We start from the raw sequence: 22698 nt of genomic DNA, 5'->3' as shown, positions 1-22698 counted from the left end.
GTGAACTCACTTATTCATGGTGAGTTTATTGGTTAGTTCCTTGGCAGCTTCAAGTTTAAACTTTGAGGTAAATGTTCTTCTACTACGTTTTGTCATTGGTCACCTGTTAACTTCCGAGGTGATGATATCATCACTAATCAGGTAGCTAATTTAAATATCTCTTAAGCTTGTAAAGGTGGCTTTGATTAGCCTCTTGGAAAAACAAGTCATATTTTATAGACATCTTGGGGTACCTTATACCATCTATATGCACAGAACGGGAAGGGGGCATTCCTGCGACATCTTCGAAAGAAACGTAAGTGTTGAACAGAACAATACAGTGGAAAGTCGATAATCATTCAATCAGAAAATATGCGCATTTTTAAAGTGAATCGAGGGATTAATTGAATCAGTATCAGTCATAAAAGGTGTTTTTAGCCAAGAGATTTGGTACAAATGAGCTACTGTGTAATCTTAATGACTTGGCCGAAAGCGTTATTTAAATGAATTCGATCGAAAAACATCAGATGTGGGAGCTTGAAGTAGAAGGATTCGAGCACTTGATTTTAGCAAGTGACTTGGTTGAAGTGATAGGGCAAGGTCATCAGGTCGTAGCTCAGTCTATCTTGAAAAGTAATATTGCGAATCTTGCCGCAGAAAATAAGGTGTACGCCCGATGCGCACAGTGCCGATGTCCCTTACAGTATGTGGCTGCTTCTGCGACAACTTCAGCTTACTTCAGGCACGATATGCTGAAAGCAGAGGATGAATACGGCGCACAAATCTGCATGTTCCATTCCAACACCACATCTTTTTTCAGCACAGGTTCGGTTTATCATGGTGAAGGTAAATGGCATATATACCACAAGTTATGGTTGGCCGAGCAGTTGCGAAACTCTTGTGATGTTGTGGCATCGTCCGTAAAGGTGGAACGGTATATTTTCTCAAAAGATCCTGAGGTTAACGCAAGGCGTCGACCTGATATCTATTTTGAAGATATCAATGATAACAGGTTTGTTATTGAATTGACTCGGTGGTGGATGAGTCCGGAAGTAGTGGCACAGCGTGAGGCATTTTTCCGCAGAGAGGGGATCAACTTAATTTGGCTCTTTTCTCCAACATGTTACGAGAACAACAATACCACGTTGAACCTTGTGCTTTTTGGTTCTCCAGCTACGAGAAAAATTGAATTAGATCATGTGTTTACAGAAGTGGAGTGCAACGCATTCATCTTAACCGATGAAGCCAAGCTGAAGACTGAGCAATACAGACAATTATGGTTTGAGGTCCTTTATCCTAAGGGGACATATGATTCGCAGGGACAAACGATAGAGTTTACGCTTTGTCGCTCCCTGCGAGCTGCCAGCCAGTTGAATCTTTCACCAAAGGTTCGGCTCCCATTTGCAATACAAACGTCATTAAGTTTTATTGAGTCGCTTGCTCAACAAGAAGCAAGACAGCGACTTGAATTGGCAAAACAGGTTTGGGCAATCAGATTGGCAGCGAAAGGGGAGTATTTTATTCGCACTGCTGAAGCCGCTGTGTATTATCGAGAACACCTGAATGGGTTGAGTCGTATTCCTGTAGACTACCGGTTTAATTTAAGATTAAAGCAACTACTGGCTCAGGCTGAGGCCCGATATGATACTGCCTATCAGGACTTATTGCTCAGCCAGTCTAGAAAAAAAGCTGCGTACATACTGAACATCCGCCGTAACCGGGTCAATGAAGTGCTGTACCAGGTTAAGGAACCCAGACCATATCTGAGTTTGGACAATCTTCAAATGGAACTGAGTGAATTAAAGGCCTATAACAATAAGGATAATTATTCATCTTTGTTGAATCAGCGTATTTCACGAGGTGAGCGGCGGCTGCAGGTACTTGTTGAGATTCAGAAAAAAAACGAAGATCAGCGACGACAGGCCGAATTGAAAAGGCATCAGGCTGGATTTGCGGTGATGGACACATTTTTAAAAGAGTTGGAGCAGGGTTTTTCTCAGATCCCATCTGATACAGCAGCATTAAAGGTTAAGGCCAATCGAATCAAACTCTGGGCGTCTGAAAATGGATATGCCAAACAAGCTGAAATGATTGATAATGCATTGGTAATGGCAATTCAGAGTGCTTTAAAAGTATTTTGTGAGCAACATTTTCCGATGGTATCGAATCCTTGGAAACCACACCATCTATATAAAAGTGAACTGGATAGGGCATTTACGTTCATTGGATGTAATCCCTATTCCCTAAGCCAGAAATCTCAATATAAGCAGCACCAAGAAAATGCATCTGCAATTCGTGGTATGTTGAATGTATTTAAGGAAAGTTTGCAAATTCAGTTAAAGTCATACCATGATGAAATCTCAATCGTAGAACCTGCATTGTTGTCTATGTTCTTCAATAAAAAAAGAACTGTTGTTGTTAAGTTGATTGCATGCATTCAGTACATGATTAAGCATGGAATTAAGTTTAGTTCAGATGATCTTGAACGTATTAATCTGATCAAGGTAGTACTAAAACATTTTGAAGAAGGCAAAGATTCCAATATCATATATCGACGTATTCATAGCAGGCGATAAGCTACTGTCTGTATGACAGGTCCCTCCTGAACGAAAAAACGGTCCAAATCAAGGACCGTTTGTATCAGTAAGATCCTTTATCACCTTAAGACATCGGTGTTAGTTGAAACAACGACTTTTCTTATTGTGTCTCAGGCGGTTGTCAGGGCCGCATTGGTGTGAGTTTCAATGGATTGTTGGCTCAGAATCATATCCGCAGCTTTCTCGGCAATCGCAATGGTCGGGGCATTGGTATTCCCACTGATGAGCGTGGGCATCATGGATGCGTCCACCACACGAAGGTTTTTCATGCCGTGAACCCGAAGCTGGTCATCGACGACGGCCATAGGGTCGTGCCCCATTTTGCAGGTCCCGACCGGGTGGTACACCAGGCCGATATGCTGTTTGATTTTCTCAAAAATGGCTTCGTCAGATTCTGCCTCAATCCCAGGGGCCAGCTCATCTGCACGGTACGCATCAAAGGCTGGTGCCGCTAAAATTTTACGGAGCTGACGGACCCCATTGACGAGCACCTGTTTATCCTCTTCATGGGCAAAGAAATTGAAGTCGATTTCCGGTTCAGTCATTGGGTCGGCAGATTTCAGCATGACCCTTCCTGTGCTCTTGGGCCGTAATACACACACATGGCAGGAATAACCGTGCTGAGACATGAGGGACAGGTTTCGGCCACTGTCATCAAACAGCAGCGGCAGCATGTGCAACTGAATGTCCGGTCGATCCAGTTCATCGCGGGATTTGAGAAAACCGCCGGCTTCAGTTATCGGGCAGGCCAGTTTCCCTTCTTTTTTCAGCAGATATTTCAGAGCATCCGGTACCATGCGTAACACGCCGCCTACAGATGCAGTCACGCCATCTTTTTTCTTACTTCTCACCAGTACACAGGCATCGACGTGTTCCTGCAGGTTGTGGCCGACGCCTGGTAAGTGATGCTGACAGTCGATACCGTGTTCAGTCAGATGGTCCCGATCGCCGATGCCCGACAACATCAGCAACTGAGGTGAATTGATTGCGCCGCCGCTCAGGAGAATTTCCCGTTTGGCATGAACCGTGTGTACCAGGCCATTTTTAATGAAGGTAACAGCGACCGCCTGTTTTTTGTCGATCACGATGTTTTTCACACGGGCTTCCGTGAGCACGGTGAGGTTGGTTCGCGCCATGGCCGGACGTAAATAGCTGCGGGCGGCCCCACAACGCTGACCGTCTTTGATGGTGTACTGATAAAAACCAATCCCTTCCTGAACCGGGCCATTGAAGTCGGCATTATATGGGAAACCAGCCTGCTGACCGGCTTTCACAAACACATGATTGAGTGGGAACTGCGCCGGAAGGTCACTCACATAAAGCGGCCCCCGATCACCATGGAATGCGTCGCTACCCCGCACGTTGCACTCTGCTTTTTTAAAATAATGCAGCATGTCATTGAATCCCCAGCCCTGATTGCCGAGTGACGCCCAGTGATCATAGTCTTCCCGCTGACCACGCACATACAGCATTGCATTGACAGAGGAACTCCCACCTAACACTTTTCCTCTGGGGACAAAAACCGGCTGGCCCTGTCGAAGGGTGGGATCGGATTTAGCGTTGTAGGCCCAATTGTACTTTTTCGAAAACATAAAACAGGCAAAAGCGCCGGGTGTACTGACCATGGGGGTCTTTTCTGAAGGGCCGGCTTCAAGTACCAGGACCGAATCAGTGCCGTTTGCAGACAAGCGATTGGCCAGGACACAGCCTGCTGAACCTGCGCCAATCACAATATAATCGTAATGAGAATCCATCGTGCCTCCTTGCAAGTATCTCTCTAGAATTTATCAACATTTTAACAAACAGAGATATGCCAGAGACGCCAAATGATTATCTTCAGAGACGTTCTGATTTTTGTTTCATGGTCATGACAAAGAAGCAGTTCAAAATCATGATTTTATGCGTAATCGCTTGCGTATGCACCGGATCACATTTCTGGACAGTGATTCAAAATCATCAGTGCAACATCATGCATTGAGCATTAGGATCGCTAAGTCTCTTTGTAGATCACGATGTGAAAAAGGATGTCACTGTGTTGAAAATTATTTCCAGATTCGTAGCCGCTACTTTGTGGTTATTGATCGCTGTTGCTCCTGCTTTACTTGGCCTGTTACTCGCCGGGCCTGTGTGTTTGTTACTTGGTGATTTAAATTTACCGGTGATTGCCAGCTTTACTGTGATAGGTCTGGTGGTTGGTGCGGTCTGGGCTGAACGGATCAGAACCGGCATCGGATTATCTGAATTCTGGGGCAGAATTCTTACGAATCCCGAATTTGACCGTTTTTGATTTGATGATGGGAAATGGATGGTGAAAAGTGTCCTGCTTTTCCTGACATTGCTTGGCATTGCGTTGCCATATGGTGCTTTTTACCTTGGCTGCTGGTGCATGGCCCGGATCTTCCCCTGTTCTTCAATCAAGCACTTGCGAATCCAATCAGTATTTTCGCTTGGCTGGATGTGATGATTTCTGCGGTAACGCTCCTGATTTTTATTGTGGTGGACGGTCGACAGCACCAGATCCGTTATCGCGGGCTGGCCGTGATAGGCACGCTGACAATCGGTGTCTCTTGTGGTTTGCCGCTCTATCTATACCTGAGAGCCAGGCAACACCTGTAGTACTTCTTTTTATAGTGACATTGTCACCTTCTCTGGCCCATCTGGTTTGAAACCCTGGTTTGAAACTATAGTTTTACGTTATTCCCCTCAGCTTTGGATTATTTCACTGCCCGCTTTAATTTTTTTAAATTGTTGATCGTGCTCACATTGCATTGCCAGTGAAGCCGAAATTTCCTCGTTTCTGGAGATAACAGGAGAGGCGCAATATAGGATAGAGGAAAAGAACCGCAGAATTGATTCTTAGTCATAACAACTGAAGCGAGGAGTGAAACGATGTATGAAATGATCGTTGGACTGGATGTCTCAGATAATGAAGGGTATGCAAACTATCGTCATGCCATGACTCCTATATTGTCAGCTTATGGCGGGAGTTTTGGTTATGATTTTCAAGTGTCTGAAGTCTTGTTGTCTCAGGTCTCTGAACCCATCAACCGTGTGTTTACGATTCGTTTTCCTAACGAACTTCAAAAGAATAAATTCTTTCAGGACCCGGATTATGTGAAAGTCAAAGAACAATTCTTTTCGCAGTCAGTCCGGCATACCACAATGATCGCCCGCTACGACTCTGATGCATCCTGATGAGTAAGCTTTGAGCATTTTTTCTGTCGGTGAGGTCTCAGTGATTTCACCGTTTTATTTCATTCAGTCGGAAAAGGGAAATTATGGGCTCAGGTAAAGTCGCACTGATCACAGGGGCCAGCCGGGGTATTGGCGCTGAGGCTGCCAAATTGTTTGCAAGGGAAGGGTACGCAGTTTGTATTAATTACATCGCCAATGCTGACGCTGCCGAAAACGTCAGACAAGCCATTCTCGAGGAAGGTGGCACATGTATTACGGTACAGGCAGATGTTTCCCAATCCAGTGAAGTACGTCGGTTATTTGAAACGGTTGATCGGGAGCTGGGGTGTCTGACGGTTCTGGTGAATAATGTTGGCATCTTACAGACGCAATCGCGGGTGGAGGATATCTCTGAAGAACGTTTCTTGAATGTATTACAGACCAACGTGATGAGTTGTTTCCTGTGCTCAAAAGAAGCGATTCAACGGATGTCGACGCGGCATGGTGGTTCAGGCGGCAGTATTGTGAATGTGTCCTCAGGTGCGTCGAAAAGCGGTTCACCGAATGAATACGTAGATTATGCTGCATCGAAAGGGGCAATGGATTCGTTTACCCGAGGATTAGCCTTGGAAGTCGCGCAGGAAGGGATTCGGGTGAATGCAGTCAGGCCAGGACTGATTTATACCGATATTCATGAGACCGGCGGCGAAGCTGAACGGGTTGAACGTCTGAAATCCATTATTCCTTTGCGGCGTGGCGGTCAGGCGATTGAAGTTGCTGAAGCCATTTATTGGCTAGCTTCCGACAAGTCATCGTTTGTCACCGGTAGTTTTATTGACCCGTCTGGTGGGTTGTAACTCCGGTTTTCATCTCGACGAAAGCACGCCTCAGCGTGCTTTCGATGTTTCGTGACCGGTTGGTATGAATCACCTTGTGTTACGCCACTTTCGCCTCAAAATGCTTCCCGAGTAAAGCATGATAGAAGTCCTGATCAGACAGAACACCCACCAGTCTGTTTTTATCGTTACCTTTTTGTTCCGTCAGCAGGACGGGCTGGCCGGTCCGATAGCGGATTTCAAGCGCATCCCGCATCGAGATATCCGGGCTGGCTGTCACAATGTGTTCTTGTGTCAGGCTCTCCAGATCATCCCCCTGACGCCAGCTTTGCAGCGCTAAATCCTGCTCCTGACGGCTTGCTGCCAGAACTTCACCTGCTTCATTGGTATTCAGACGAGTGCCTTCGTGGCGGTTCAGGATCAGCATGTCTTCCAGGCTTTCCAGTTCATTGGCCGGTGTCATGAGTGAACGACCACGCAGGACATTCAGCGGATTGGTGTGCGCTACGAAATCCTTCACATACTGGGTATTCGGTTTCAGGACAATCTCTTCCGGCTTGCCGTGCTGAATCAGTTTGCCGGATTCCATGATGGCGATGTTATTCCCAATCTTCAGGGCTTCGTCCAGATCGTGGCTGACAAACACTATCGTCTTATTCAGTTTGCGTTGCAGTTCCAGCAGTTCGTCCTGAAGCTGGCTTCGGATGAGCGGGTCGAGTGCTGAAAATGGTTCATCCATCAACAGGATGTCGCTGTCCATGGTAAAAGCACGGGCCAGACCGACACGCTGCTGCATGCCGCCGGAAAGCTCGTGCGGGAATTTGTCTTTCCATTCAGCCAGACCCACCATCTCCAGCTTTTCCATCGCCCGGCGACGTCGCTCAGATTTGCTGATGCCCTGCATTTCCAGACCAAAAGCGGCATTATCCAGTACGGTCAGCCAGGGCATGAGTGCAAACTTCTGGAAGACCATGGAAATGCGCTCGGTTCGCATATGGCGCAGGGTGTTGGCATCACAGCTGGCTAAATCGACCATGGTGTCGCCGTCCTGCACTTCCAGTTTCCCGCGGGAAACGGTATTCAGGCCGTTAATCGCACGCAGCAGGCTGGATTTACCGGAGCCGGACAGGCCCATGAGCACACAGATTTCACCTTGTTCAATATTCAGGCTGACGTGATCGACCCCGACAACATCACCGGTTTCGTCGATGATTTCCTGACGACTTTTGCCTTGATCCAGCAGAGCTAGTGACTGATCGGTATTTTTACCGAAGATAACGTCTAAGTTTTCAATACGAATGGCAGTCATGATTAGCCCTCCTGGTTTTTGCTGGCCGGCGTTTTACATAAGCGATCAAGGATGATGGCAACCAGAACAATCGCCAGACCCGCCTCAAAGCCCTGAGAAATATTCACGGTGTTCAGGGCGCGGATCACTGGTTTACCCAGACCATCGGCGCCGACCAGTGCTGCAATGACCACCATGGACAACGACAGCATGATGCACTGTGTAATCCCTGCCATGATGTTTGGCATTGCCGCCGGCAGTTCCACTTTGAACAGCAGCTTGGAGCGGGTTGCACCGAAGGCCTGACCTGCTTCCAGCAGTTCTTCCGGGACGCGGCTGATCCCCAGATAGGTCAGTCGAATCGGAGCAGCAATGGCAAAAATAATGGTAGAAATAAGTCCCGGCACAACACCCAGACCAAACAGCACCAGTGTTGGAATCAGGTACACAAAGGTCGGAATGGTCTGCATTAAGTCCAGAATTGGGCGCATCAGGGTATACAGCCACGGACGATGGGCGGCCATGATGCCAATTGGTACGCCAACGAGCACAGAAATCGATGTTGCGGTGAGCACCAGAACAAAGGTTTCCAGCATTTCCTGCCAGTAACCCAGATTCAGAATCAGCAGCAAGGCTGCGACAACAAAGGCCACCAGAGAAAAACTACGGTGCAGTGCCCAGGCCAGGGCTGCGGTCATCAGAATTGGTACCGCGGGTGGCATCCATTTGAAAACATCGACCAGCATCATGATCAGAGATTCCAGGCTGTAGGAGATGGCGTCGAAGAATCCGGCCGCATTAAAGGTCAGCCAGTCGACAAGGTTCGCCATCCATTCACCCAGTGGGATCTTATGATCGGTAATAAAATTCACAATAACTCCTTAAAAGGGGTACAACAAAAGCAGTTGTGCTTACAGGCACTGGATTCAGTGCCCGCAAGCATCAAATTAAATTTTCAGGTAATTCTTGACGGCTTCGGTGCCATTGCTGCCGTCCAGTGACTTGACGTTCTTCAGCCACGTCTCCAGAACTTCCGGGTTTTCCTGCAGCCAGGCTTTCGCGGCAGTGGCTGGTTTTTTCTGTTCATTGAGAATGTCACCCATCAGCTCATTTTCCATCTCCAGGCTGAACTGCAGGTTTTGCAGCAGCTGGCCGACGTTCGGACAGGTTTGCATGTAGTCTTTCCGAACGTTGGTGAAGACACTGGCACCGCCATAGTTCGGGCCGAAGAAGTCATCACCGCCATCCAGATACTTCAGCTCGAAGCTGCTGTTCATCGGGTGCGGGGCCCAACCCAGGAAAACCACCCACTGTTTACGGTTCACGGCACGTTTCACCTGAGACACCATGCCCGCTTCACTCGATTCCACCAGTCGGAAATCTTCCAGTTCAAAAGCATTCTGGTCGATCATGTCCTGAATCAGACGGTTGCCGTCGTTACCCGGTTCAATGCCGTAGATGCGGCCACGGAATTTGTCTTCGAATTTCGCCAGATCGGCAAAACTGTGGACACCGGCGTCGTAGACGTATTTCGGGACGGCCAGTGTGTATTTGGCACCTTCCAGGTTCGCGCGAATGGTTTCAACAGTGCCGTTGTCGCGGTATTTTGCGATATCGCCTTCCATGGTTGGCATCCAGTTGCCCAGAAAGACGTCGATGTCGCCGTTGGCCATAGAAGAGTAAGTCACTGGCACAGACAGCAACTGAGTTTTGGTTTTGTAGCCCAGACCTTTCAGGACTTCGCTGGTCACGGCTGTGGTGGCGGTGATGTCGGTCCAGCCAACATCCGAGAAACGTACCGTGTCGCACTGAGCGGCCATGACCGGCTGAGCGCCAGCGGCCAGAACAGTTGCAATGGCAGTGTATTTGATGGTCTTCTTCAATGTCGTCATGACTTGTCCTTTATCCATTTCGTTTGTTGTTTAGCCTCGTGTTCGAGTGAGGCGTGCTTCGTCAAGGGCTCTCTGTCTCTGAAATCAGGGGTGAGAAGGCCCGGTGGTGGTGAAGTTCACCACCACGAAAAAGGTGTTGTCCGGATGACTGACGTCTTAGTCTGCGTCAGCGGTTTCTGGCGTGGTGCTGCGTTGTTGTTCCTGCCAGTTGTCCGCAATCCAGACCGGCACATGGGCCGCAGGCAGGGCTGGCTTGCCCAGAATTTTATCGGCAGCCTTTTCGGCAACCATGATGGTTGGCGCATTCAGGTTGCCGTTCGGAATTGTTGGAAACACGGATGAGTCCACCACGCGCAGGCTGTCGATGCCGCGGACTTGGCAGTCATTGTTCAGAACGGCCATCGCATCATCGTCGCTGCCCATTTTGCAGGTACAGGATGGGTGATACGCACTTTCGACATTCTCGCGAACCCAGGCATCAATGGCTTCATCATTCTGAATTGCTTCACCCGGCTGGATTTCCTGTCCGCGATAGGCAGACATCGCCGGTTGGGTCAGGATCTCGCGGGTCAGACGAATGGTATCGCGCCAGTCCTGCTTGTCCTGCTCAGTGCTGATGTAGTTAAACTCAATGCCAGGCTTTGCTTTCGGGTCGGCGGAAGTCACCCAAACCCGGCCGCGGCTCTCTGGCTTGTTCGGACCAACATGGACCTGAAAACCATGGCCATCAAAAGCTGCCTGACCGTCGTAGCGCATGGCAGCCGGCAGGAAATGGTACTGAACATTCGGCCACTTCAGGCCCGCACGGGAGCGAATAAACGCACAGGACTCAAAGTGGTTCGTCGCACCCAGACCGTCTTTGAACAGAATCCAGCGGGTCCCAATCATCCCTTTGCTGATCAGACCCAGCTTGCTGTTCAGGGTCACCGGTTCTTTACATTCATACTGGAAATAGACTTCCAGGTGATCCTGCAGGTTTTCACCCACGCCTGGCAGATCGTGCTGAACCGGGATGCCCGCATCTTCCAGCACCGCTTTCGGGCCGATACCGGACAGTTGCAGCAACTGTGGCGAGCCGACAGAACCGGCAGAGAGAATCACTTCTTTGTGTGCCGAAGCTGTCTGGATTTTGCCGCCACGCTCGAATTCGATACCGGTTGCTCGTTTGCCTTCCAGCTGTACTTTTCGGCTCAGCACACCGGTCAGCAGCGTCAGGTTACTGCGTTTCATGGCGCGACGGAGGTAGGCGTTTGAGGTCGAAGCACGAACACCTGCGTCGACGGTCATGTGCATCGGGCCGAAACCTTCCTGTTGATAACCGTTGTAGTCGTCAGTCGCCGGGTAACCTGCCTGCTGACCCGCATCAATAAAGGCCTGATACAGCGGGTTGAGTGTCATGTCATTGCCGTTACAGGTTGCGACCGGGCCATGGCTGCCCCGGTAGGCATCTTCGCCGCCTTTCCAGTGTTCAGCCCGACGGAAGTACGGCAGGCAATCACGGTAGCTCCAGCCTTCAGCGCCCTGTGCTTCCCATTCGTCGAAATCGCAGGCGTGACCGCGCACATAAACCATGCCATTGATGGAAGAGCTGCCGCCCAGCACTTTGCCGCGCGGACAGTGCAGCTGGCGGCCATCCAGACCAAATTCAGGCTGCGTCTCAAACTGCCAGGCATATTTTTCGCTGTTCATCGGGTACGACAGCGCCGTTGGCATCTGAATGAAAATACTCTTGTCGCTGCCACCGGCTTCCAGCAGCAGCACTTGATGCTCGCCGCTTTCCGTCAGGCGGTCTGCCAGCACACAGCCTGCTGAACCGGCACCGACAATGATGTAATCAAATTCTTGCTTCATGGCGTTCCCTTTACGTCTGTTCTCTTTGGCTTGGCGTGCTTTTTCCAGATAAGTGGTTACGGGTAAGGGCATTCAAGATCACCCAGTTCAATCAGCACGCTCTTGGTCTGGGTGTAATGATTCAGGGTTTCCAGACCGTTTTCGCGGCCGATGCCAGAGTGCTTATAACCACCGACCGGCATTTCAGCCGGAGAGCCACCCCAGGTATTGATCCAGCAGATACCGGCTTCAATCTGCGCAATCAGGCGATGGGCCCGGGACAGATTCTGCGTGAAGATACCGGCCGCCAGTCCGTAGTCGGTGTCGTTGGCGCGACGGATCACTTCGTCTTCATCACGGAAGCGCAGCACAGACATCACCGGGCCAAAGATTTCTTCTTTGACCTGTGGCATGTCATCGGTGCAGTCGGCAAAAATAGTCGGTGCGACGAAGTTGCCTTTATCCAGACCGTTTTCTGTCACGCGATGACCACCAGCCAGCAGACGGGCACCGGATTGTTTGCCGGCTTCAATGAAACCCAGCACTTTTTCCAGATGATCTGAAGAGATCAATGCGCCAATCTGAGTGTTGATATCGCTCGGGTCGCCGACTTTCAGTCTGGCGGTGCGGGCAGCCAGACGGGTCAGAAATTCGTCGTAGATGGCATCGTGAACGAAGACACGGGTACCGTGAGTACAGACTTCGCCCTGAGTGTAGAAATTTGCCATCATGGCCGCAGAGACGGCGTTATCCAGCTGCGCATCATCAAAGACGATCAGCGGAGACTTCCCGCCAAGCTCCATGGTGACGTCTTTCAGTGAACCTGCCGCATCAGCCATGACTTTTTTTCCGGTTCCGCATTCGCCGGTAAAGGAAACTTTGGCAATTTCAGGATGGCGGGACAGCATCTGACCGACGCGGTAATCGCCCTGAACCACGTTAAAGACGCCGTCCGGGACACCGGCTTCGGTGTAAATTTCGGCCAGCTTCAGTGCGGTCAGCGGGGTTTCTTCGGAGGGTTTGAAGATCATGGCGTTTCCGGCTGCCAGAGCAGGGGCAGATTTCCACATCGCGATCTGAATTGGATAGTTCCAGGCGCCAATGCCGGCACAGATTCCCAGCGGCTCACGGCGGGTATAAAAAAACTGGCCGTGGCCGAGATCCTGCTGCTGACCAGAAACACTGGCCGCCAGACCGGCGTAATACTCAATCACATCGGCACCGGTGACAATGTCAACGTCCAGGGCTTCCTGAAGCGGCTTGCCGGTGTCCTGAACTTCCAGTGCTGCCAGCGCGTCGTTGCGTTCACGCAGCAAAGCAACGGCTTTCATCAGAATACGACCGCGTTCAGCACCGCTCATGGCAGACCAGATCGCAAACCCTTCTTTTGCCGAGGCAATGGCACGAGCCATATCGGCTTCAGATGCCTGACCAACCTGAGCGATTACTTCGCCGGTGGCTGGGTTACGGGTTTCGAAGTGCTCACCTGAGGTGGCTTGTATGGCCTGGCCGTGAATGTACAGAGATGTCATCGTCATACTGCTTTGTGCTCCTGTGTCGTGGCTGATGTTGTCTCACCAGCCCCCAGAGTGAATCGGGTCTGTTCGTTTGGAAAATGCTGGTGTTACCCATGCGTGGTCAGTTGCTTTTCCAGATAATCGGTAATGATGGCTTGGGCCTGTGCAGGGCTGATCCCGCCCGGTGTGAGTGCACCGCGAAGCCAGATCCCATCGATCAGTGCTGCTGTCCCCTGAGCCACAAACATGGCTTTCTCGGTTGGCAGGACTTGCTTCAGTTCGTGCCGTAAATGGGACAGCAGGCGTTTTTCGTTCACACGCTGCAGGCGGTGCAGCTGTGGGTCGTGCATGGCCTGAGCCCAGAAGGCTAACCAAGTTTTAACCACTTTGTTATCCACCTGATAGCCATCGAAGTTCCCGGCCACAATGGCTTTAATCCGGCCCGCGACATCTTTCTTATCGACAGTCGCCAGATGTTCCATCACGGTGTGAGAGAGCTGACGCAGCACCGAGCGCATGGTCTCTTCCAGCAGGCCATGTTTCCCGCCGAAGTAGTGGTTGATAATACCTGGTGAAACACCGGCCTTTCTGCTGATCAGTGCCACGCTCGCACCTGCCAGACCCACTTCATCAATGGCTGCCATCGTGGCTTCCACGAGTTGTGGTTTTCGGATTTCCGGCATTCCGACTTTGGGCATGATCAGTCACCAATTCTTTTTTGATTGAACGTTTAATTAAAAACAAAATGTCACATTGATTGATCAAAGTCAAAAATTGTTTAGGGGTGTAATGTTTGGTTGTGTAATGAGTTTGACGGGATTTGTGCTCTAACGTTTTGTTTTTTCATTGGTATTCACTGGTTTCATGATTTCAAAATGTGAATGCGAGAAAAATTCCTTTTGCGGTCAAATCTTTCGCGTATTTGATAACTCTCTCAAAAGTGAAAAAGTCTATAAAAATCACAAACTTTGTTTCTATTTTTGGTAAACGTGACGATTTTTCACCTGAATTTGACAAAAATTGCTTGCCGATTTTTGACAATGCATGCGTTTTTTTGCTGACAGAGAACGATCACCGACATGCAGAATCTATCTTCACCATGGAAAACACGCTGTGCGTTTCTGGTTACTTTGACGCTGGCTGGATGCGGCGGGGGCAGTCCTTCATCACCGGAAGTTACTGTTCAGGACAGGGAACCTGCGATTGTGGGGAATGAATCCAGTAGTGTACTGCCGGATGAATCGAACACCTCAGGCCCGCTTCAACCGCCCGCAGACACAGCGCCGGATAAGACGATTGAAGTTGACGGAACCACCTATACCGATCTGGCAAAAGCAGAAGCGGCTATTCAGGCCGGCAGTACGGTCGTGATTGGTAATGGTACTTATACACGCGGTCTGAAGATCCAACCGGATAATGTGACAGTCACGGGCAGCGGAAAAACCCACTTTCGCGGGGCGCAGCTGATGGGAAAGGCAACTTTTATTGTTGATGGCGATGGGGTCCGGATTGAAAATATCGAGTGCAGTCAGGTTGCTGTTCCGGACCAGAATGGTGCCTGCGTGCGTCAGCAGGGGCGCGATCTGGTGTTATCTCAGGTTTACTTTCACGACAGTGAACAAGGCATTTTGTCGGCGCCTGGCACGGGCAGCCTGACGATTGAGCACAGTCGCTTTGAACGTCTGGGTAAGGCGGGGCGAGCCCATGCGGTTTACAGTAATAACGATAGCCTGAGCATTCGGTATAGCCGTTTTTACAGTTCAAAAGATCAGGGACATGAGATCAAGAGCCGGGCGCAGCATACCCTGATTGAATACAGTGAAATCGCATCGCTAAACGGCAATGACAGCCGTCTGGTTGATACCCCGAACGGGGGGGAACTGGTGATCCGGAACAGTGTGCTTGAGCAGGGGCCGAACTCTGTCAACCGTCAGCTGATTGGCTTTGGTCTGGAAGCGACCTATGATGCGACGAAAAAGAATCGCGTGACATTGGACAACAATGTGATTGTGTTGGATCGACAGGCAGGGAATCAGTTGCTGGCTTTGCCGTCGGCCGGGGGCTACAAGCTCAAGGTCCATAAAAATGAAGTGGTGGGTCCGGCACCAGTGGATAAAGCGGACTACGCGACTGGCAATACTTTCTTCGAGAGCCGATCGGCTTATGGTATGGGTGCATTTCCTGCATTGCCGGAGATGGGCTTCTAGCACAGGATACCTTCAGCCCAAAAAAGTGCTGTGAAATATGGTAAAAAACTCTTAATCCCGGTGAATGACCGGGATTTTGGGTCTTAAAAATCAGAAAACTTCCCGCCCGCACGACTGCTACTGTTTTCACTATGCGGCATACACCGCAGATTTCCTCGACGAATAAGAAAAAATGCAGTGGTTAGGCAGGGGTGTCACCATGAAACATACATATGTCTTTTTATGGGCAGTCGTATTGATAGCGCTTGCGGGATGTCATGATGATGACAATGCATCATCGGATACGAATACGCCACCGGTCGCCGTACCCGGCGATGGGACCGGTGATAATCCGGGCGGAACACCGGGAGACGGGCCGGGAGATGGCCAAAATCCAGGAGATGACCCGACACCGGATCCCGATCCGGAACCTGAACCTAGAGTCGATATCGACGGTCAGCCGTTGCCGGATACAGAAACTAATCCGGATTATGAGTCTTATGTGGCCGGCCAACCGATCTATTACACCAGTATTTCCAGTACCGAGTTTCATAATATTCGATTCCGAAGTGTCGCGACGGAAGATAATACGCCACGGGATAACGAACTGAGCAACCCTGTGGCGAAGCTGGGGCGAATTCTGTTTTATGACGTTCGTCTGTCGGCAAATAATACGGTTGCCTGTGCTTCGTGCCACCAGCAATCACATGGTTTTACGGATCCGGCTCAGCTGAGCACTGGTTTTGAAGGGGGCCACACGGGACGAAATTCTATGGGACTGAGTAATGCCCGTTACTACGATCCCGGTCGTTTTTTCTGGGATGAGCGGGCTGCGACGATGGAAGACCAGACCCTGATGCCGATTCAGGATCCGGTAGAAATGGGGATGAATCTGTTTGATCTGGAAACCAAGCTGGGGCAGACCAGTTTTTATGGTCAGTTATTTACCGATGCCTTTGGGGATGAAGCGATCACCAGTGACCGGATCTCGAAAGCCATCTCTCAGTTTATGCGTGCCATGGTGAGTTATGGTTCCAAATTTGACCTGGCCGTACAGGCTGAGCTGAATCATGTTCCGGAACCGGTGCTGAGCGAGCAGGAACTCAGAGGATTGGACTTGTTCGATAATTTGAACTGCACCAGTTGCCATACCACGACGGCTTTTGTGCTCGACCGGAATCATAATAATGGCTCTGTCAGTAATAACGACCCGGATCAGGGTGTGGGGGGGAATCTGGCCGGATTCTTTAAAACCGGTTCACTCCGCAATATCGCGGTGGGTGCGCCTTACTTCCATGACGGACACTTGCCGGATTTGATGTCGGTGATTGAGTTTTATAACAGTGGTATCAATAACCATAATAATCTCAGCCCGGATTTGCGGGATCGTTTCGGCCGACCTGTAAGAATGAATCTGACACAGGCTGATAAAGAAGCGCTGGTGGCTTTCCTGGAGACCCTGACCGATGAAGGCTTCCTGACCAATCCGATCTTCAGCGACCCGTTCCCGCCACCGTTGCCGGAAGAAACATCACCTGAAGAGACATCGCCTGAGGAGACACCGGATGCGGGAGGAACAACGCCCTGATCAGATGTTGTCGCTGCCCGTCTTGGAAGAGACGGGCAAATGATTTCAAAAGTGTGGTTTTCGGCTGGTGATGATGTGCTGATACGGCTTCCCGAGGTGTAATCAGATGAAAAATGGCTAGCTTATCCTGCGAAGCAATACTCATAACCGCATAAATAGTCAAAATGACAGTGTCAACTGTGATTTTGACTGTCCGTTCCGGGGATATGACAGATGCCTCATATGGACAGAATGCCTACAATGACCGGGCTTTCTGATTCACGGAGACTGCCATGTCATTCAAAAACAATCATCCTCCTGTTCGCTATGTGAATGCGGCTTTTCCGCCGTTGGACGAACGTCTCTGCAACTCGAAGGCAGAACCCGTACCGGATGTCGAGCCGGCACCGGGCTTTGGCTATACTGTTGCGTTTGCCTGCCGAATGGAAACGTTCCGACAATACGTCAGCCCCTATTTATCTCTGCAACTCAAAAAAACAGAAGAAGAAGCGGCGATCCGTCAATGGGATGAAAAACCACAGGGTCATCACACGTATGTTGCCTGTGACGTCAGAGCCGCGGAGGAAAAGTCGCTGGCTGTCCGCTGGTACAGCAATCCTTCATCGATGCTTGTGATTGATGCGGTCGAACCTCATGACGCATGTTCAGCGGTTGTGAAAGAAGCCTTTGTCCCGGTGCGTCCTGCCATTCGGATGGGGGAGCAGTTGGGGCTGCCGACAGAAGGGTATCTTTATCATTTTCTGGAAGGCCGGCTGGTGAGCGAATTCCGTTGCATGGGAGACACTTATCCCCGTTTTCAGGTGACGCAAAGCCGTCCGGAGGCCATGTATCCGGAACCGGCGGTTGATCGCCCGTTGGAATACATTCTGGCACTGTGGCAAAGAAACGGTCAGGTTATTCAGGATCAGTACCTGCTCTATAGCCGGGAAGCCTTGTCTGATGAGGCAATTCAGAGTATGGACACCGCATTTTTGCAAGCGCATGGCGTCAGGCTGGACATGCACCAGATGATCCCGCTGACAGAAAATAGCGGGCAGCGTCAAAAGCACACCGTGGCTGAGGGAGAGACGTTATCTGAGATTGCCGAGCAGCACCAAATCACACTGGAGACCCTGCTGGCACTGAATCCATACTGGCGGGGTCGGGAAACGAAGCTCACCATCGGCAGCTCGCTTTATCTTGAACCGGTCGGGATTTATAACCACGGGCAGGATGTGAGTTACCCGGTTTCGGCGGCGCTGCTGGGAGAAGGTGTTTTCGCGATTGAGCCGTCAAAGACGAGGGCAGATTTCCCGGTGGTGCAAGTGGCCGAGTCGGATGGCGGCCGGTTTACCGCGCTTTCCCCGGTGCGCTATGCTCTGGATGCGTGCAATGCGCAAGGACAGGGGTTACACCCCATTCCGGATACGGAAACCTTCTCCGGCGGTATTTTTCAGGCAGATGATACCCCTTATACCTTGCGTCAGCTGCGTGATGGCTGGCTGTATGCGCTTTCTCCGGTCCCGGATTCTGAAACCTGGACGCTGGAAGAATACAAAATTGAACAGGGTGAGTTCCGCCGGGTCATCGGTCAAACGGCTGAAGCACGTCAGAAAGCTGAGCCCGGTCGGCCCAAAACCCATATTCTTTGTGTGTCGGATCGCCCGTACTATCTGGCGTATGCCGTGAAGCGGTGGACGGATCGCATCTGTGATTATTATCTTGGCAATGCCGAAGCCCGGGATTGCTGGCTGCGGCAAGTGAATTTGAACACTTCGGGCGCAGCAACTCACCGGACTGATGTTGCTCAGGTGGAATGTTATGTCGCAGATGTGAATGCGCAAGCGCAAGAGCGGTTTGCCGGCACCTGTGCGCCGCTGTCTGGCGACGTTGATCGACCGAACGATTTTATTCATATCCCCCCGAAGAAGACGCTAGCCAGTTACACCTATCAGGCGCCCTCAGCGTATGCGCAGCAAATCGTGGCGCTTGACGACCCGCTGGCCGATCTGAGCGATTTGTATCTCGCACTGCTGGAACCGGTGCTGACGACAACGCCGGATGAGCCAACGCACCGCAAAGTGGTGCTGGCAGAAGCCATTCGTTCGATGGTTCGGGTACCGATCCCGAAAGATAAAATGCCGGAAATCCTGCCTGAACAATGGGTTGAGTTTGAAAGCGCGCTGGATGTCTGTCTGGAATATGAGTACCAGAAAGTCCATCTGCCGCAATTAGGCTCAGATAACATGATGCCTCAGCGCCTGAAGGATCTTGAAGCTTACCGGCAGGCCAGCCTCAAGGCTCAGGCAACTCTGGAAGGGATGGGCTTTTTCGGGGTTGAGGATTATGTTCAGGATTATACCGACAGGCGCAAAGCCCATTCGCAAGTGAACTGGGACGATCTGGATGCCTTCTATAAAGATTACCTGGCCTCACAGTCGCACGCCTATGCTGCAATTCCCGGCGCGTTCGATCGCTTGCTGTCTGCGTTACCCAAACTCGGCACGGAGCCGATGCATCTGGGGCTGGATATTCTTTACAGTGATCACATGGGTTACCTGATGGAACTCTTCGGTGAACTGCTGCCCGCGCTTAACAGCAGCGCTCACGATGAGACGATGCAGCGGAAACTGGCAGACGCACTGATTCAGGAAAAACCGGATAACCTGATGGCGCTGGCTTCCTCATTTTTCTCGGCAGAGTTTTATGCCAAAACAGATGAGCTGGTGAAAGAAAGCGATGTGATTGATTTGCAGCGGGAGTCTGTGCCTGTGACGGGTGTGGTTGCCGGTCTGAACAGCGTGCTGGGGTACGGCCTGAAGAGTGAAAGCGGGTTATATCATCTGACGTTGGCGATGGCGGTGCCGTTGGACGGATTAATTGAGAGCGCGATTGGCGCGTTAAACAAGGTGACAGGTCAGGGATTCCAGCGGGGATGTCTGACTTATCAGGGGATCGCGATGAGAAAAGCCGGCTTCCGGGCCGGATTCAATGTTGCAGCCATGGCCTGGAGTCTGGAGCAGGTTTCTCAGGGGAAAATTGGCATGAACCCGGCCTTTGAAGGCACCAGTCGCGCCTATCGTCAACGGTTTACGGGAGCGGTGCTGGAATGGCAGTCGCTGGAGAATCAATTGAAGCGGATGCCAGCCGATTCCTCAAACCGGGCCAGCCTTGAACTGAAACAACAGAAAATGGAAGCCCGGGTCGGCCAGATGGTGACGGAAGCTCCCGGGGTGTTCGAAAGCTTTAATGGTCAAGACCTGCGGTCGTATCACGGCTTTGTCGACCGGGCCAGTCAGGGCTTCAGTCGTATCGGCCGGCTGGACTTTGTGGTCGCGTTTCTCAATGCCATCAACGTGGTTGCACAGCAGATTGCCGTCGCAGAGATACTGGCATCGACACCGAATGTGGATGCCAGCACCCAGCTTCATGTGGTGGGCTTCAGTACCGCCTGGCTGATGCATGCCACCAGTGAGATCTTCCGCGGGCTGGCGTTTGAGCGGGTGAAGCAGCATTCTGTTTTGCTTAATCAAAGGTTAAACCAAATTGTTTCATCAGGGAAAGGTATTGATGTCAAAGCAATAGCCCAGAACTATGTGAAGCGCTCCGTGATGACCGGCATGCTGGGTGTGATTGCTGCGGGTTGGGAAGCCTACCGGACTTTTCTGGATGCCGGGAAAGCTGACTTCAATTTGGAAAAAGGTTTGCTCTATACAAAAAGCTTGATCTTAGGTGTACAAGGCTTCACCTGGGGAATTTTAGCCATTCGGGGATTGATATCTTCAGCTAATAGACTGGCTATCGGAGCCGTACTTCAGGGCTGGATGGTGGCCGCCTGGCTCTGGCTGGGGATCGCTTATCTGGTGGTCTCCGTCCTCCTGAATATGCTGCAAAAATCACCGCTGGAAAACTGGTTGCGTAAAAGTATCTGGGGGAAAGAACCGCAAGGAGACTGGACGGCAACCGCGGAATATCAGGCCCTGCTGCAAATTCTGAATCAGCCGCAGATTCAGGGCACTGTTAAAAGTTTCAAGCAACTGCCGGGCACCGTTGCGTCGCCTTATGCGCCGTTACCCTATACCTTTCAGCAACAGCTGAAAATTACGTTTCCGCAGCAACGCCCCGGTCAGTGTGTCTCCGTTGGCGTCACCGTGTCGGGGCTGCGTGAGCGGGAAGTGTATGAGGGGTACCACAAAGTCATGAAAGTTGATGCGTTCAGTTATCCGCTCACCGCGCTGGATATCGCCCGGGGATACTGGGAATATGACGAACACAAGGTGCCGGCGCTGGTGCTGGATATTCCGATTTGGGTTGAACGAATCGACACGATCCGTGTGTTTGCAACGGTGAATAACCGGAACCCTTTTGCAGAGACAGCGCAAACGGCACAACATTATCAGTATCAGTTGCACCCGCAACTCAAAACAGAGACGGATGTGATGAAAGATGGCAAAGCAAGCGATATGATCGGCCATCAACTGTTTTCAGTGAAAATTGAGGAATTATGAACACGACCATTTCTTTACCGGAGTACACCGAAGCTTATCAGGCCCAGCAGCGTCAGCAAGTACTGGATGCGGAAGTTGTGCATGAATGGGAGTGTAAATTGAGAACTCATTTTAAATCGTATAGTTCTTTTATTGTGGCGGGGATGGTCAGTACATTTTGGGGAGGGGCTTATTTTTTGACTCCAGATATCAATATTCTGTATCTATGGGTAATTAGCATGGTGATTATGATACCTGTTAATTATTTTCTATTTGACGCAGACTATGACTACAAAGGACAAATCACGCCCAAAGGGATCATCATTCAGAAAACCGAACGGGTGCCGGAAATTTTCTATAAAGCGACCCGAGGCATGGCCTATTTCGGCATTGGGGTGTGTCTGATTGCCGGGCTGATGATGGGCCCCCTTGCTTTTGTGGGGGCGGGTGCGTTTGCGTTGCTGTCGTTTAAAATGACGGGGTTTCATAAGCAACCGCAGCAATTGGTTTATCCTTTTTTTGAAAGCGCTAAGTATCGACAGACGTATTCTGACGCAGAGACAATTTACCAAGACGATATTTATTCGCTCATGTGTGATATTCCTGAGATAGAAGACGCCAGTTTATATAATATGTATTGGTTTGGATTTCAGTGTCATTCACCAGATTTTCCGGAAATAGAAAATATATTGAAACGATATGTTCAGTTTTCAGATTGAACTTGTTTGATTGATTTGGATGAGAAATATCGACAGATAATTATGAGTACGACCGTATCTTTACCGGAATACACTGAAGCCTATCAGGCACAGCAGCGGCAGCAAGTACTGGATGCGGAAGTGATCTACGAGTGGGAATGCGTACTTCGCTCTCAGGATAAGCATCTCATGCCGTGGTTTATGGCAGGATTCTTCACTTTGCTTTATGGATTGTTCTACTACTTAAGCCCTTATGTCATTTTTTTTTATATGTGGGCTTGTTCTGTCGCAATTTTCTCTCCGGTGAGTTATTTCCTGTTTGATGTAGACTATGACTACAAAGGCCAAATTACGCCGAAAGGGATCATTGTTCAGAAAACAGAACGGGTGCCGGAAATTTTCTACAAAGCCACCCGGGGCATGGCCTATTTCGGTATTGGGGTGTGTCTGATTGCCGGGCTGATGATGGGGCCGCTTGCTTTTGTGGGTGCAGGCGCGTTTGCGTTGCTGTCGTTTAAGATGACTGGTTTTCATAAACAGTCGGAAGTCGAAGTTTTTCCATTTTCGGAAAATCATCATTACCGACTGGTGATATCCAAAGTGAATGATTTGTATCAATGGGACATCTATATGTTTCTGTGTGATGT

At 50.4% G+C, this 22698-nt stretch carries 16 protein-coding genes and 1 pseudogene; 10 read left to right on the top strand and 7 right to left on the bottom strand.

From position 1 onward, the window contains the following. Window positions 1-482: 482 nt before the first annotated feature. The gene (locus EA58_RS01175; protein ID WP_152547901.1) at window positions 483-2555 is read left to right on the top strand and encodes a competence protein CoiA family protein; all 2073 of its coding nucleotides are present in this window, start codon (window positions 483-485) and stop codon (window positions 2553-2555) included. Between the two features lie 131 nt (window positions 2556-2686). Here EA58_RS01175 and EA58_RS01170 read toward each other — a convergent pair whose 3' ends face one another. Then, the gene (locus tag EA58_RS01170) at window positions 2687-4330 is read right to left on the bottom strand and encodes a GMC family oxidoreductase (RefSeq protein ID WP_036747988.1); all 1644 of its coding nucleotides are present in this window, start codon (window positions 4328-4330) and stop codon (window positions 2687-2689) included. A 278-nt stretch (window positions 4331-4608) separates the two neighbouring features. Between EA58_RS01170 and EA58_RS01165 the strand changes: the two genes are divergently transcribed. From EA58_RS01165 to EA58_RS01150, 4 genes are all read left to right on the top strand, one after another. After that, window positions 4609-4863, top strand: coding sequence for a hypothetical protein (locus EA58_RS01165; RefSeq protein WP_036747986.1), 255 nt, complete (start codon window positions 4609-4611; stop codon window positions 4861-4863). A gap of 14 nt (window positions 4864-4877) precedes the next feature. After that, the gene (locus tag EA58_RS01160; RefSeq protein ID WP_327078512.1) at window positions 4878-5192 is read left to right on the top strand and encodes a DUF2834 domain-containing protein; all 315 of its coding nucleotides are present in this window, start codon (window positions 4878-4880) and stop codon (window positions 5190-5192) included. A 273-nt stretch (window positions 5193-5465) separates the two neighbouring features. After that, window positions 5466-5771: a DUF1330 domain-containing protein gene (locus EA58_RS01155; protein ID WP_036747982.1), complete on the top strand. Its 306-nt coding sequence runs from the start codon at window positions 5466-5468 to the stop codon at window positions 5769-5771. An 83-nt stretch (window positions 5772-5854) separates the two neighbouring features. Next, window positions 5855-6607 (top strand): glucose 1-dehydrogenase, encoded by a 753-nt coding sequence (locus EA58_RS01150; RefSeq protein WP_036747979.1) that lies wholly within the window; start codon window positions 5855-5857, stop codon window positions 6605-6607. A gap of 79 nt (window positions 6608-6686) precedes the next feature. On the opposite strand, the gene choV is transcribed toward EA58_RS01150, so the two are convergent. The 6 genes from choV to betI all read right to left on the bottom strand — a co-directional run bounded on the left by choV (window position 6687) and on the right by betI (window position 13811). Next, on the bottom strand, window positions 6687-7895 hold the full coding sequence (choV, locus tag EA58_RS01145; RefSeq protein ID WP_036747976.1) for a choline ABC transporter ATP-binding protein: 1209 nt from the start codon (window positions 7893-7895) through the stop codon (window positions 6687-6689). A gap of 2 nt (window positions 7896-7897) precedes the next feature. Beyond that, window positions 7898-8746, bottom strand: a complete 849-nt coding sequence (choW, locus tag EA58_RS01140; RefSeq protein ID WP_036747973.1) for a choline ABC transporter permease subunit — start codon at window positions 8744-8746, stop codon at window positions 7898-7900. A 75-nt stretch (window positions 8747-8821) separates the two neighbouring features. Continuing rightward, entirely contained in the window at window positions 8822-9766 is a 945-nt protein-coding gene (locus tag EA58_RS01135) for a choline ABC transporter substrate-binding protein (RefSeq protein ID WP_036748182.1), read from the bottom strand. Between the two features lie 156 nt (window positions 9767-9922). Beyond that, entirely contained in the window at window positions 9923-11617 is a 1695-nt protein-coding gene (betA, locus tag EA58_RS01130; RefSeq protein ID WP_036748180.1) for a choline dehydrogenase, read from the bottom strand. Between the two features lie 56 nt (window positions 11618-11673). Next, window positions 11674-13134: a betaine-aldehyde dehydrogenase gene (betB, locus tag EA58_RS01125; protein WP_036747970.1), complete on the bottom strand. Its 1461-nt coding sequence runs from the start codon at window positions 13132-13134 to the stop codon at window positions 11674-11676. 86 nt (window positions 13135-13220) lie between these two features. Further along, entirely contained in the window at window positions 13221-13811 is a 591-nt protein-coding gene (gene betI / locus EA58_RS01120) for a transcriptional regulator BetI (RefSeq protein ID WP_036747968.1), read from the bottom strand. 381 nt (window positions 13812-14192) lie between these two features. Here betI and EA58_RS20775 point away from each other — a divergent pair, with 381 nt between their 5' ends. From EA58_RS20775 to EA58_RS20765, 5 genes and pseudogenes are all read left to right on the top strand, one after another. Further along, window positions 14193-15320, top strand: coding sequence for a right-handed parallel beta-helix repeat-containing protein (locus EA58_RS20775; protein WP_051641825.1), 1128 nt, complete (start codon window positions 14193-14195; stop codon window positions 15318-15320). A 199-nt stretch (window positions 15321-15519) separates the two neighbouring features. After that, window positions 15520-16887: a cytochrome-c peroxidase gene (locus EA58_RS01110; RefSeq protein ID WP_051641824.1), complete on the top strand. Its 1368-nt coding sequence runs from the start codon at window positions 15520-15522 to the stop codon at window positions 16885-16887. A 272-nt stretch (window positions 16888-17159) separates the two neighbouring features. Next, window positions 17160-21374 carry a LysM peptidoglycan-binding domain-containing protein gene (locus tag EA58_RS01105; RefSeq protein WP_036747966.1) on the top strand — a complete coding sequence of 1405 codons (4215 nt, stop codon included), beginning with the start codon at window positions 17160-17162 and terminating at the stop codon, window positions 21372-21374. Further along, window positions 21371-22072, top strand: a complete 702-nt coding sequence (locus EA58_RS20770) for a hypothetical protein (protein ID WP_051641823.1) — start codon at window positions 21371-21373, stop codon at window positions 22070-22072. Before EA58_RS01105 ends, EA58_RS20770 begins: the two co-directional genes overlap by 4 nt. 42 nt (window positions 22073-22114) lie before the next feature. After that, a pseudogene (locus EA58_RS20765) lies at window positions 22115-22698 on the top strand (hypothetical protein); the annotation flags it as partial.

Origin of the sequence: Photobacterium galatheae, assembly GCF_000695255.1 — a bacterium.
Lineage (GTDB): Bacteria > Pseudomonadota > Gammaproteobacteria > Enterobacterales > Vibrionaceae > Photobacterium > Photobacterium galatheae.
Note: the sequence above shows the minus strand (reverse complement) of the source record. Positions and strands in the feature narration are given on the sequence as shown.

Excerpts from the sequence above, each read along its gene's own strand:
- betB (WP_036747970.1), bottom strand. The coding sequence starts at position 13,134 with ATGACGATGACATCTCTGTACATTCACGGCCAGGCCATACAAGCCACC.
- EA58_RS01110 (WP_051641824.1), top strand. The coding sequence starts at position 15,520 with ATGAAACATACATATGTCTTTTTATGGGCAGTCGTATTGATAGCGCTT.
- EA58_RS01105 (WP_036747966.1), top strand. The coding sequence starts at position 17,160 with ATGTCATTCAAAAACAATCATCCTCCTGTTCGCTATGTGAATGCGGCT.
- EA58_RS01135 (WP_036748182.1), bottom strand. The coding sequence starts at position 9,766 with ATGACGACATTGAAGAAGACCATCAAATACACTGCCATTGCAACTGTT.
- choV (WP_036747976.1), bottom strand. The coding sequence starts at position 7,895 with ATGACTGCCATTCGTATTGAAAACTTAGACGTTATCTTCGGTAAAAAT.
- EA58_RS01160 (WP_327078512.1), top strand. The coding sequence starts at position 4,878 with ATGGATGGTGAAAAGTGTCCTGCTTTTCCTGACATTGCTTGGCATTGC.
- EA58_RS01175 (WP_152547901.1), top strand. The coding sequence starts at position 483 with ATGAATTCGATCGAAAAACATCAGATGTGGGAGCTTGAAGTAGAAGGA.
- betI (WP_036747968.1), bottom strand. The coding sequence starts at position 13,811 with ATGCCCAAAGTCGGAATGCCGGAAATCCGAAAACCACAACTCGTGGAA.
- betA (WP_036748180.1), bottom strand. The coding sequence starts at position 11,617 with ATGAAGCAAGAATTTGATTACATCATTGTCGGTGCCGGTTCAGCAGGC.
- EA58_RS20770 (WP_051641823.1), top strand. The coding sequence starts at position 21,371 with ATGAACACGACCATTTCTTTACCGGAGTACACCGAAGCTTATCAGGCC.
- EA58_RS20775 (WP_051641825.1), top strand. The coding sequence starts at position 14,193 with ATGCAGAATCTATCTTCACCATGGAAAACACGCTGTGCGTTTCTGGTT.
- EA58_RS01150 (WP_036747979.1), top strand. The coding sequence starts at position 5,855 with ATGGGCTCAGGTAAAGTCGCACTGATCACAGGGGCCAGCCGGGGTATT.
- EA58_RS01155 (WP_036747982.1), top strand. The coding sequence starts at position 5,466 with ATGTATGAAATGATCGTTGGACTGGATGTCTCAGATAATGAAGGGTAT.
- EA58_RS01170 (WP_036747988.1), bottom strand. The coding sequence starts at position 4,330 with ATGGATTCTCATTACGATTATATTGTGATTGGCGCAGGTTCAGCAGGC.